Genomic DNA, 12395 nt, shown 5'->3' with positions numbered 1-12395 from the left:
AGAACGATGAAAAAACAGCAGTTTGCGGTCATTGGACTTGGGCGGTTTGGCTCCAGTCTGGCACAGGAATTAATGGAACTAGGTTATGAGGTACTTGGCATTGATAAAAATGAAGAGCTTGTCGAAGACATGAGTGACCTGGTTACTCACGCTGTCGTGGCGGATGCTACGGATGAAGAAGTGCTACGCTCCCTCGGCATTCGTAATTTTGACTGCGGCATCGTTGCTATCGGCGACGATATTCAGACGAGTATCCTTACTGCCATTCTGCTCAAAGAGCTGGGGGTCAAAACGGTTGTAGCCAAAGCTATATCGGTTCTTCACGGACGAGCACTTGATAAGCTGGGCATTGACCGTGTCGTTTACCCCGAACGGGATATGGGCATCCGGGTCGCTCACCAATTGGTTACACCAAACCTGCTGGATTACATCGAATTGTCCAATGATTACAGTATTGTAGAGATGAAGGTACCTGCCTGTCTCCACAATAAAACGCTCGCTAGCTTGAATGCACGCGTACGCTTTAACTGTAGCATTGTAGCCCTGCAAAAAGAAGCCGGGGTGATTATTGCCCCGACGGCGATGGATTCCCTGCAAATGGGGGATATTATGGTCATTATCGGCAATAATGGTGATATCGACCGATTTGAAGAAGAAGTTATTAGTCAAGAGAGCTGAGCAGTAAGCTGCTTCTTCTGAATTATATCAAGGCGTTGTTGTCCTCCTTGTGGGCAATGACGCCTTTGCTGTAAAAAATGCAGCAGTCTCCCTGACCCATTGTCTGGCGGTTTCGCTGAGGTTTTCTTTTTCCCCATAGATCATGCACGTTGTTCTTCGGGTCTGTTTCAACTGAGGTAAATGCACGGCAACGAGATCGTTATCTGCAAGCAGCTGTGGACGAAGATAAGATTTGGGAAGTAAGGCAGCGGCTTTACAGGTCGGCAGAAGACGGATAATGGCTTCAAATGAATCAATCTCCATGCGAATGTCAGGCATTACGGTGCAACGCTGGAACAGATCGTCTGTCAGTTTGCGGTACCATGTGCCTTTGGAGAACGTAATCATCGGCAGATCCTGCAGATGCTCCATACCTGCTTCTTTGCCTGCAAGTGGGTGCGTTAGCGGCACAACTAGCTCCAGGTGATCGTCAAATAGTGGAACACAGTTGAGTCCCGTTTCGCTAATGGATGAGGCTACAATGCCCACATCGGCTTTTTTATCACGAACAAAAGAAACGATCTCATGGGTTTTGCCTGTTAACAGCTTTAATTCTGCATGAGGATGTTTTTCCATAAAAGATTTGACGAGTGGAGGTAAAGTGGTCTGAAGTGTCGTCAAACTCGCTCCTAATGTAATAATGCTCTGTTCCTCGTCCTTGTATTGAGATAACATGGTGAGAAATTTCTGTTGCTGTTGTTTCTGCTCGACGGCGAAGGTGTAAGCTAGTTGGCCTACGCTGGTTAATTCCAATCTTTTGCCGCGGCGATGAAAGAGGGATACGCCCAGTTCATCCTCCAGCTTGGAGATTTTACGAGAGAGTGCAGGCTGAGACAGATTCAGTAACTTGGATGCACGGTTTAGACTGGATTGCTCTACAACCGCTGCGAATGCGTTTAATTCTTCGAACATGAACACAAACCTCTCTTCATTATGAGTGTGATTCTTGCCCTTGATTAATCGTTTGCTTTATTGTATGGCGTTTAGTCTCGTTGTTTGAATGGTTATATAGGTTAGGAAAATCATAGTTTCAATGGTATAACCCTTACAAAACCTTTGTTTCAACACTTATACCTATAGGTTATAACATTTAATAATTATATTGCAATTCCCTTATAAGAAAAAAAGGAGTAACATGAATTGTGACACAAGTTGTTCACACCTGATCAAAACGGAACAATTTGTCGAACCTTCCCATGTAAGAAGGATTCGTGTCATGATATAAGAATGGATTTATGAAAACGTTGTATTTAGCGAAAGGGGATCGACATTTTATGAAAGGGTTTTACTCGAGAAAGCTGCACTCCTTGCTTGGCGTCATTCCGCTCAGTTTGTTTTTTCTAGAGCATCTGGTGACGAACTTCTCAGCAGTTGAAGGCGGCAAAGAAGCTTTTAATGGTGCGGTTGCCTTCTTGAACAGCCTGCCGCTCGTTATTGTTTTGGAAACGTTTCTGATCTGGCTGCCGCTGTTCTATCACGGTGTATATGGTCTGTACATTGCTTATCAGGCAAAGCCTAACGTGGGTCGTTACGGCAACGAGCGTAACTGGCGTTATACGTTGCAGCGGATCAGTGGTGTCATCACGTTTGTATTTGTGATCTGGCACGTATGGGAGACGCGTGTACAAGTGGCTCTCGGCAACGTAACACACGAAGAGTTGGGCGGTGTTATCCATAACATCGTGATGAATCCGGTAACATTTATTTTATATCTGATCAGTGTGGTTGCGGCGTCATATCACTTTGCCAATGGACTCTGGTCGTTCCTCGTTAGCTGGGGAATTACGGTCGGACCTCGTGCACAGCGGGTATCTTCGTATGTGTGCATGAGCTTGTTCGTACTCGTATCCATCATGTTTATCGCTTCGTTGTTTGCTTTCCGGAACGTTGATTTCCAAACAGCAACTTCAATGATTGACGCGGTAAAATCCGTTTTGGTCTAACATTTACTGATCTTAAATTTTATGAATAACGCTTACTTACTAAGGGAGTGAACTAGCAATGGCATCATCGAATGTAATTATTGTGGGCGGCGGTCTCGCAGGCTTGATGGCGGCGATCAAATCGGCTGAAGCCGGAGTCCATGTTCATTTATTTTCACTGGTTCCTGTTAAACGATCCCACTCCGTATGTGCCCAGGGCGGTATCAACGGTGCGGTAAATACCAAAGGGGAAGGCGACTCTCCATGGGTACACTTTGACGATACGGTTTATGGCGGAGACTTTCTTGCCAACCAACCACCCGTTAAAGCAATGTGTGAAGCAGCACCTGGTATCATCCATCTGATGGACCGGATGGGCGTTATGTTTAACCGTACACCGGAAGGATTGCTCGATTTCCGCCGTTTCGGAGGAACAAAGCATCACCGTACGGCATTTGCCGGCGCGACAACAGGTCAACAGCTGTTGTACGCACTCGATGAGCAAGTACGCCGCTGGGAAGCAGCGGGTCTCGTAACCAAGTATGAGAACTGGGAGTTCCTGCAAGCCGTTGTGGATGATGAAGGGGTATGCCGCGGTATCGTAGCCCAGGATCTGAAAACGATGAAGGTACAAACATTCCCAGCCGAAGCCGTTATACTGGCAAGCGGTGGTCCGGGTATCATTTTCGGTAAAACAACAAACTCCGTAATCAATACAGGTACGGCTGCAAGCGCGGTATATCAGCAAGGTGTGAATTATGCCAACGGTGAGTTCATTCAGATTCACCCGACTGCGATTCCAGGAGACGACAAGCTGCGTCTGATGTCCGAATCTGCGCGTGGTGAAGGTGGACGAATCTGGACATACAAAGACGGCAAACCTTGGTACTTCCTTGAGGAGAAATATCCATCCTACGGTAACCTTGTTCCGCGTGATATCGCAACGCGTGAAATCTTCAGCGTTTGCGTAGACATGGGACTTGGTGTGAACGGCGAGAACATGGTATATCTCGATCTCTCTCACAAAGATCCGAAGGAATTGGATGTCAAACTGGGCGGAATCATTGAAATCTATGAGAAATTCATGGGAGACGATCCGCGTAAAATCCCGATGAAAATCTTCCCGGCCGTTCACTATTCCATGGGTGGCATGTGGGTAGATTATAATCAAATGACAAACATTCCAGGGCTGTTTGCAGCTGGCGAATGTGAATATCAGTATCATGGTGCAAACCGTTTGGGTGCAAACTCACTCGTATCCGCAATCTATGGCGGTATGGTGGCAGGACCTAAGGCAGCTGAATATATCAAAGGTCTTAAGAAATCATCCGCTGATATCTCTTCTTCTGTATTCGATGGTTATACCAAGCGCCAAACCGACAAATACGAAGGCATCATGAAAATGCAAGGTACGGAAAATGCCTATGTGATTCATAAAGAGCTGGGCGAGTGGATGACAGCCAACATGACGGTGGTTCGCTACAATGACAAGCTTGAAGCAACCATTGGCAAAATCAAGGAACTGAAAGAGCGTTATGGCAAAATCAACATGTACGACAACTCCGGCTGGAACAATCCAGGTGCGGCATTTACTCGCCAGTTGTGGAACATGCTTGAGCTTTCTGAAGCGATGACACTTGGCGCATTGCTGCGTAACGAGAGCCGCGGAGCGCACTACAAACCGGAATTCACAGAGCGTAACGATGAAGAGTTCCTGAAAACGACTATCGCGAGCTGGTCGAAAGAAGGCCCACAAATCTCGTACGAGCCAGTCGACGTATCCCTGATTCCACCACGTATCCGGGACTACTCAAAAGACTAATAGCGTAGGGAGTGGAAATGCCCGAAAGAAGCGAAGCGTTCGCCTTTATCACCGAATTTCAACCCTGTGAAGGGTTGGTCAAAGAAATTCGGGGATAACAGCGATCCAAAGGGCATTCCGCGACCGGAGCGTCCACCCGAGTACCCAAACATCCAGCTTTGCACACCAGCAATACAATCATCGTCACCAGAGGAGGGGACAACGATATGGCGGAACAAGCAACAGTGAGTAAAACCGTCAAGTTTATTATCACCCGTCAAGACAGCCCGGAGTCATCTTCGTATACCGAGGAGTTTGAACTTCCGTACCGTCCAAACATGAACGTCATCAGCGCCCTGATGGAAATTCAGCGGAACCCGGTAAATAAGGATGGTAAATCCATTGCGCCGGTTTGTTGGGAATCCAACTGTCTTGAAGAAGTGTGCGGCGCCTGCTCCATGGTTATTAACGGCAAACCGCGTCAAGCATGTGCAGCTTTGATCGACAAGCTTGAACAACCCGTACGCATTGAACCCATGAAAACTTTCCCGGTGGTACGTGACCTTGTCATTGACCGTACGCGGATGTTTAACGCTCTGAAGCGCGTTAAAGCATGGATTCCAATCGATGGTACCTACGACCTTGGTCCAGGGCCTCGGATGCCTGAGAAGAAACGTCAGTGGGCTTATGAGCTATCCAAGTGTATGACTTGTGGCGTATGTCTCGAAGCTTGTCCGAACGTTAACGAAAAAACTGATTTTATTGGTCCAGCTGCGCTGTCCCAGGTACGTCTGTTTAACGCTCACCCTACAGGTGAGATGAACGCAGAAGAACGTCTGGAAGCGTTGATGGACGATGGCGGTATTGAAGGTTGCGGAAACTCGCAGAACTGTGTGCGTTCATGTCCAAAAGGCATCCCGCTCACAACGTCCATCGCTGAGATGAATAAACAAACCACCAAGCATATGTTCAAACGTTGGCTGGGTGTATAGTGCTGTAAACGAGAGGCAGAGGTTCATTCTGCTTCTTCGAGAAGTCGTGATCCCGCGCAGAATTTGGCGGGTCACGGCTTCTTTTGTCATCAACCGAAGGAAGCGGGCATCCTAGGCAGAATATGGTATACTACAGGGATGGATATTACCTATAACAACTTTTAAGAAAACTGACCCGAGGAGGGGAATGATGGGAAAGACACCACGGTTGAACAGCGGCAACTCGCCGTCCCGACACTCGAACGGGCCAAACCGTTCGAATGCACCTCTTTTTCCTGGAAAAGAAAAGGATCATGACCCTTCTCGTCGAATGTTCCAACTACGAAAACATGTGATGACTTTGGTAGCTAGTGTGCTGACACTGGGATACGCGCTTTGGGAGCCTCGGCGTCTACAAGTCAATCATATTGATCTTAAGTTCCCTTCATTTCCTGAAGCGTTTAATGGACTGCGTGTCGTTCATTTCAGTGATGTACACCTTGGTTTCCATACAGGACGAAAAGAGTTGAGCAAGCTGGCAGAACAGATCAAGGATCAGCAACCGGACCTCATCTGTTTTACCGGAGATATCGTTGAGAGACAATCCGAGCCGATGCGTGAGTGTGTACCGATTCTAGCCTCTATGACAGCAAGGTATGGGAAGTTTGCGGTACTCGGGAATCATGATTATCGAGGACAGCAACAGCAGGACGTCATGAATATGTTCCGTGAAGCGGGTTTTACCCTTTTACTCAACCAGCATATTGTTATCGAACGTGGAAATGAGAAGTTTGCAGTAGTAGGTCTTGATGATGCGTTAACAGGAGAGCCCGACTTGGACGGGGCCGTTACAGGGTTAAGTGAGAGTGTATGGAAACTGCTACTTATGCATGAACCGGATTATGCCGATTATGCCGCTCCGCATGGATTTGGTTTGCAACTCTCCGGTCACAGTCATGGTGGTCAAGTTCGGTTTCCCTGGTTCGGTGCAATGACAACTCCGCGGGGTTCACGCAAATATGTTCAGGGATTGCATTATACATCTAAGCCCCAGATGCCCGTTTACGTGAATCGGGGATTTGGCATGACGCAGCTTCCCATTCGTTTTCTATGCAGACCTGAATTAACCGTGCTTCATTTAAGCCGGGATGATGTAAGTGAAAGATGAGGCTTAACAAACATGAATGGGGGTAACCAGATGGAACGTATAGCAATTGTATCCGACATTCATGGCAACATGACTGCCTGGGAAGCTGTGATGAAAGATATTCAGCATCGTGGTTTGAACAGGATATTTTGTCTGGGTGATCTTGTGGGCAAAGGACCTCAACCAGCTGAAGTGGTGGATCAGGTCAGAGCGACATGTGAGGTGGTCATTCGTGGAAACTGGGATGAACTGATCGCAGTCAATCAGGATGTCCGTGATTTCACATGGCAAGCTGAGCGACTGGGAGCAGACAGAGTATCTTATTTGGCGAGCCTTCCCTTCAGTTATGGATTCAAATTAAGCGGACGCACTGTTCGATTAGTTCATGCTTCACCGCAAAGTGTATATCATCGCGTACAGCCATGGGATGAGATGGAGAAGCGACTGGCGATGTTTGATCCTCCGACGGATGATTCAGAGGCTGGTGCGGCTGACGTGGTGGGTTATGGCGATGTGCATAATGCATTTCTGCAATATTTGGACGGGAAAATGCTATTTAATACTGGCAGCGTAGGGAATCCACTCGATCTTCCGCAGGCTTCATATTGCATTCTTGAAGGGGAATACGGCGATGATAGTCAAAAACCGTTTAACCTTCAGTTTGTTCGGGTTCCTTACGACATTGAACATGAAGTACGGATCGCACAAAAATCAGAAGTACCGGCGCTTGAGGCATATATTCGTGAAATACGCTCAGGTATTTATCGTGGATTACAAGAGTAAATGGTGTAAATGGAGTGTCATGACCGAATAAAGCTGAACAATGACAGGACATACTACAATTTATGTCATTCAATCAGTAGTATCATGCCGGATCATCCTTAGAGCTTGCTTGTCTTACCGGACTAAAGCCCGTTAGGCAAAGGAGTGATTGTCATGCTTAATCGAAATATGCTAATCCAAGGGCTACCAGCCTTATGGACAGAGCGTCTTGTACTTCGGTCATTACGTCAAAGTGATTACATCACTTTATCTGAACTCTTATCTGATCCTCAAGTGATTCGCTACGTCAATCGTGGGAGCCAGCCCCCACCCATTCGGGCGAGAAAACTGTTAAACCAGATTCGGAGCAGCAGTGCCAAGCTGGATTCACTGCATTACGGCATCTGTTGGAAAGGCAGAGAGCAAGTGATAGGCATTACCTCTTTTCAGCAGTGGAATGATCAAAAAGGGACTGCACAGATCGGTTACATCTTGGACAAGGCGTGCTGGGGTAAAGGCGTGGCAACGGAAGCGGTGCATCGTTTGCTGACATTCGGATTTGATGAGCTTCATCTGTGGAGGGTTGAAGCACGCTGTTATGAGGCCAATGGTTCCTCTGAACGGGTACTGCTTAAAATGGGCATGACTTATGAGCGGAATCTTCCGTCATATGGACTGAACGATGAAGAAGACAACGCATTCGAAAGCTCGATGGATGTTAAAGTATATGGTATGTACCGGGAACAGTTCCAGCATGATCTGTACCTCGAACGGCTTCATAAGTTGGCATCGAACAAGCCGGGAATTTCATAACGTAATAGAGGATAAGGTAACTGAAACGAACTTCAATCATTTGTTACACAATTGAAATATAGTTGCAATTGAACTCTAACAGACAAGGGGTAAACTTATCTCATGACCCCCTTTTTGATAATAGATAATGCTGTTGGAACCCGCGATGAGCGGGTTCATTTTTTTTATAGAAATATTGTGCTCAATCTACTAGGGAATTAGATAAAACAAGAAAAGAAAAGAAAAGAAAAGATCCTCACGCGTATTCTTGCTGCGTAGGGATCTTTGTGTTTCGCCATCTTTTATAGAGGAACAACTTGCATTTGCTTTTGTTTGAAATACACCCAATCGGTGAAACCGATCTCCCGCAGACGTGTGCGCACAAGGTCAAGCTCGTCTGCTACCCGGCCCGGAATATGAGCGTCTGAACCAAATGTCACTTTTACACCGTAGTGATTGGCACGCTCCAGAATAGCATCGGATGGGTACCAACCGCCACTAAGCTTGGTTTTGCCCGAGGTGTTGATCTCAATCGCAACGTTGGCACCGGCTATCACCTGGAGAGCTTCGTCAATCGCATGGTCTGCAATAATTTCGGAGAACGGTGGATAATTGCCTTTCATCGCATCGATATGTCCAAGAATCTGGAACATGCCGCTACGGGCCGATTCTGCGATTAAAGCATAGTAGCCTTCTTTCACTTCAATTTTGCGAGCATTGCTTAGTCCGTTCCAGCGAGTTTTGTTGAAAATACTGATATCCTCCGTGTGATGCACGGAACCGATAATATAGTCGAACGGGTACTGTCCCAGCGTTGTCCGGTACAATTCAGCATGTGTTGGAAAGTAGTCGGATTCAATTCCAAGCAAAACGTCAATTTTTCCGGCATATTCTTCTTTTAACGCGAGCACTTCAGCTACATAATGTTGTAATTCGGATTTACCCATTGCAATTCGTGGATGCGCCTGCTCCAGTTCACTGCCAAAGTAAGGGGTGTGATCCGAGATTCCAATAGCCTGAAGACCTGCCTCAATGCCTGCTTCAATGTAATCTCTGATGTTGCCGTCCGCATGACCGCAGCGGAAATGGTGTGTATGAAGATCAAATTTCATATGGAATCCCTACCCTTTCTTTTCATCTATTTAAGTTGAACTGGAGATTTTACACAATCCACTCCGATGACAGAACAACCTTCAATCGCTGTTATCCCCAGATTTTTTTGATTCCCTTTCCGAAGGGAAAATCCGGTGATAAAGGCGAGCGCTCCGCTTTTCAGGTTTTTTCTGTCCTCTCCGTTCACGTGTAAAAAGAATAGTTCAACTTATCTAGGCTTATTCTGAGCTAATAAATTGAGTCTCCGGCATGCCTTTGAGATCACTCAGAAACTGATGCATCGCCGAATTCAGATAACGACTGGATTTATAGATGACACCTACAGGATGGCTGACCTCAAGCTCACTTAAAGGAATCATTCGGAGCGTACCTTGCCGCAGCTCCTGTGCAACGGATTGTTTGGAGATAATGGCTGCACCGAGATCAATCTCCACCATTCGTTTCACTTCTTCACTACTCGACAACTCCATGACAACATTGGGTTCGATGTTATATTTTTTGAAAACGGCTTCCGTAAACCGACGCCCAACCGTATCCGGGGACAGGAGAATCAGAGGTGTGCTCCGCAGTACATCAACCGCGGCATGTTTTTTCTTCGCCAGCGGGTGGGAAGGGGATACAACAAGTTCAAATGTATCGTAGTATAGCACGGATGTACTAAGGTTAGGGTTCCGTTCTGTCAGATATCCAATTCCGATGTCCACCAGACCATTCTCGACCTGTGTATAAATCTGCGCGGAAGGCAGAGATTGTATGCTTGTTTTAATGAGTGGAAATTGATCCTGAAAGTAAGAGAGCACCCTGGGCAATATTTGAATCGCAATGGACGTTGTTGTTCCGAGTACAATACGTCCTTGTGGCGTTTCATCAAGGTCGGACAGCTTTTGTTTCAACTCGTCTACAATATCGAGCATCCGTTCAGCATGTTCCAGAAAAACCTGTCCGCGATCTGTGAGGGTTACTGGCTGGTTCCGATCGACAAGCACGGTGTTGAATTCATCTTCCAGACTTTTGATCTGAGCGGAGACAGCCGGCTGTGTCAAGTTAAGAAGTTCTCCCGCTTTACGGAAACTCATCGTTTTGGAAATAGTAATCAGCGTTTCGAGTTGGCTGATGTTCATATACGGCCTCCTTGCAACAAAATATCCTCTGTATGTTATGTGTCATGCAGTGAATTCCGTGACGGGTTATGTTTCTTTTATCTTAAATTATAGGGGATTACGGAGATCAGAGCAATGAAGGGCAGATGCCTATTTGAAAGTAGACTAATGGACTAAATATATGGAATAAATGTGAACCAAGCTAAAATTTAAAATTTTAACTATATACATAACCGGTATAAAAGTCCTAGTTTCTTTTTACAGTGTCAATGAGGGAATAATATTTCCTTCCAAAAGTGTAAAGCGACAAAAACAGCTATAAACATTTGCTATTCTAATGACGATAAATTATAGTACACAAGGTTTCCTGAATTCTTAATGAATTCTCGTACGTGATAAAGTATAATAAATTTAATGAATATGGGACTTTTGGTGTGTGACCAATAACCCAGTGTGAGGAGGACATATACAGTGAAAGCGGAAGTAATTAACCCATTCCTGGAATCTGCACGCAACGTTTTTGAACAGCTCATCCAGGTTTCGCCTTCCACCGGGAATCTTGGCGTCAAGAATGTAGAGTACATTGCTGACCATGTCTGGATCGTGATTGGAATGACGGGGCAGTTGAGCGGAAATATTGTTTTTGGTATACAAGAAACGGTGGCCTTGAAAATTGTTTCAGCTATGATGGGTGGTTTTGTCATTACCGAGATGGACGATATGAGTAAAAGTGCGATCTCGGAGCTCGGTAACATGATCAGTGGTAATGCAAGTACAATCCTGTCCAACCAAGGCGTTGTCGTGGATATTACGCCTCCTCAGGTTATGCAATCTGAAATTTTAGCCACATTTACTGCAACGAAGGCGCTTAGTATTCCTTTGTTGATGGATGGGATTGGACAGATGGATATTCAGGTGATGATCTCGTAAAATAGAAGCATAGGCCTTCATGAGGCCCAATGTGTTTTATTACGGGAGGACATCAACCATGCTGAAAGATCAGGTTGTTTTTATAACAGGAGCATCGAGTGGAATCGGTGCGCTCTGCGCGCAAATGCTGATCGAGGAAGGAGCCATCCCGATTTTGGCTGCCCGTTCGCGGGACAAGCTGGATCAGATTGGTGCTTCACTACAGGGGCGGCATGAACTGCTTACGCTGGATGTTACAGACAGTGAGCAGGTTCAGACGGCTGTAGATGCGATGTTACATAAATACGGACGAATCGATATTTTGCTGAATAACGCCGGATACGGAAAATTTGCTGCCATGACAGACATGTCTGTACAAGAATTCGATGAGATGATGGACGTGAATTATATGGGCATTGTCCGCTGTACCAAAGCAGTGCTTCCACATATGTTGGAACGGGGCAAAGGTCAGATTGTAAACGTTGCTTCGATGGCTGGCAAAATTGGTACTGCCAAATCAGCCTCTTATACAGCTACAAAGCATGCTGTACTTGGATTCAGTAATGCCTTACGTCAGGAACTGCGTAAGACGGGCATCACTGTGACGACGATTAATCCAGGTCCCATTGATACACCGTTTTTTGATCGTGCCGATCCTTCAGGGAATTACGTAAACAATGTGCGCTGGCTGATGCTGACACCACAGAATGTAGCGGGCCACATGATTCGCGCCATGAAGAAACGTAAGGAAGAAGTGAATCTGCCACGACTGGCATCAGCTGGCATTTGGTTGTATCAGTTGTTTCCTAGACTGGCTGACCGCTTGTCACACGGTGTAATGAATCAGAAGTAGAATGTAACGAGTGCACTATATATCGGATGAAGAAGGGCTCCGCCGAGGGGCTTTTCTTTTTTTTTGCGCAGACTTGAACATTTCGGCAATAAGATTTGGTAAGCGGGCTTTTTTCGCATATAATGAAAGGTAATGTGATGACAGGCTTTGTTTTAAGCGTACAAGCAGGTTTATAGGCGAAATGATATATTTACACGACAACGGAGAGAGCAGAAAGATCCTGAAGAAGCGGAGCGGTCGCCTGAAAGCTTTCTGAAAGAAAGCTGCATCGGAAGCATACGCATATCACCGGATTTCTCCTTAATATA

12 protein-coding genes are annotated in these 12395 nt (G+C 46.1%); 9 read left to right on the top strand and 3 right to left on the bottom strand.

Annotated elements, in window-relative coordinates; all coding sequences use genetic code 11:
* Positions 1-6: 6 nt before the first annotated feature.
* Positions 7-678 carry a potassium channel family protein gene (locus BLQ13_RS11620; RefSeq protein WP_090919443.1) on the top strand — a complete coding sequence of 224 codons (672 nt, stop codon included), beginning with the start codon at positions 7-9 and terminating at the stop codon, positions 676-678.
* A gap of 27 nt (positions 679-705) precedes the next feature.
* Here BLQ13_RS11620 and BLQ13_RS11615 read toward each other — a convergent pair whose 3' ends face one another.
* Complete coding sequence (locus BLQ13_RS11615; RefSeq protein ID WP_090919440.1) at positions 706-1629, bottom strand: LysR family transcriptional regulator; 924 nt, start codon at positions 1627-1629, stop codon at positions 706-708.
* A gap of 362 nt (positions 1630-1991) precedes the next feature.
* On the opposite strand from BLQ13_RS11615, the gene BLQ13_RS11610 reads away from it, so the two are divergent.
* From BLQ13_RS11610 to BLQ13_RS11585, 6 genes are all read left to right on the top strand, one after another.
* Positions 1992-2660, top strand: a complete 669-nt coding sequence (locus BLQ13_RS11610; RefSeq protein WP_090919438.1) for a succinate dehydrogenase cytochrome b558 subunit — start codon at positions 1992-1994, stop codon at positions 2658-2660.
* A gap of 58 nt (positions 2661-2718) precedes the next feature.
* Positions 2719-4461 carry a succinate dehydrogenase flavoprotein subunit gene (gene sdhA, locus BLQ13_RS11605; RefSeq protein WP_090919435.1) on the top strand — a complete coding sequence of 581 codons (1743 nt, stop codon included), beginning with the start codon at positions 2719-2721 and terminating at the stop codon, positions 4459-4461.
* A 206-nt stretch (positions 4462-4667) separates the two neighbouring features.
* Positions 4668-5432, top strand: coding sequence for a succinate dehydrogenase iron-sulfur subunit (sdhB, locus tag BLQ13_RS11600; RefSeq protein WP_090919432.1), 765 nt, complete (start codon positions 4668-4670; stop codon positions 5430-5432).
* 187 nt (positions 5433-5619) lie between these two features.
* Positions 5620-6579 (top strand): metallophosphoesterase, encoded by a 960-nt coding sequence (locus tag BLQ13_RS11595; RefSeq protein ID WP_244159296.1) that lies wholly within the window; start codon positions 5620-5622, stop codon positions 6577-6579.
* A 30-nt stretch (positions 6580-6609) separates the two neighbouring features.
* Complete coding sequence (locus BLQ13_RS11590; RefSeq protein ID WP_090919780.1) at positions 6610-7341, top strand: metallophosphoesterase family protein; 732 nt, start codon at positions 6610-6612, stop codon at positions 7339-7341.
* 153 nt (positions 7342-7494) lie between these two features.
* Positions 7495-8133, top strand: coding sequence for a GNAT family N-acetyltransferase (locus BLQ13_RS11585; protein ID WP_090919426.1), 639 nt, complete (start codon positions 7495-7497; stop codon positions 8131-8133).
* 281 nt (positions 8134-8414) lie between these two features.
* Here BLQ13_RS11585 and BLQ13_RS11580 read toward each other — a convergent pair whose 3' ends face one another.
* Both BLQ13_RS11580 and BLQ13_RS11575 read right to left on the bottom strand, forming a co-directional pair.
* Positions 8415-9224, bottom strand: a complete 810-nt coding sequence (locus BLQ13_RS11580) for a histidinol-phosphatase (protein ID WP_090919423.1) — start codon at positions 9222-9224, stop codon at positions 8415-8417.
* A 219-nt stretch (positions 9225-9443) separates the two neighbouring features.
* Positions 9444-10346 carry a LysR family transcriptional regulator gene (locus BLQ13_RS11575; protein ID WP_090919420.1) on the bottom strand — a complete coding sequence of 301 codons (903 nt, stop codon included), beginning with the start codon at positions 10344-10346 and terminating at the stop codon, positions 9444-9446.
* Between the two features lie 450 nt (positions 10347-10796).
* On the opposite strand from BLQ13_RS11575, the gene BLQ13_RS11570 reads away from it, so the two are divergent.
* On the top strand, positions 10797-11255 hold the full coding sequence (locus BLQ13_RS11570; RefSeq protein WP_090919417.1) for a chemotaxis protein CheX: 459 nt from the start codon (positions 10797-10799) through the stop codon (positions 11253-11255).
* A gap of 58 nt (positions 11256-11313) precedes the next feature.
* Positions 11314-12087 carry an SDR family NAD(P)-dependent oxidoreductase gene (locus BLQ13_RS11565; protein ID WP_090919414.1) on the top strand — a complete coding sequence of 258 codons (774 nt, stop codon included), beginning with the start codon at positions 11314-11316 and terminating at the stop codon, positions 12085-12087.
* The last annotated feature ends 308 nt before the right edge of the window (positions 12088-12395 follow it).

Source organism: Paenibacillus polysaccharolyticus (assembly GCF_900102085.1).
In the GTDB taxonomy this organism is placed as follows: Bacteria; Bacillota; Bacilli; order Paenibacillales; family Paenibacillaceae; genus Paenibacillus; species Paenibacillus polysaccharolyticus.
This window is presented reverse-complemented; position numbering and strand designations above follow the sequence as displayed.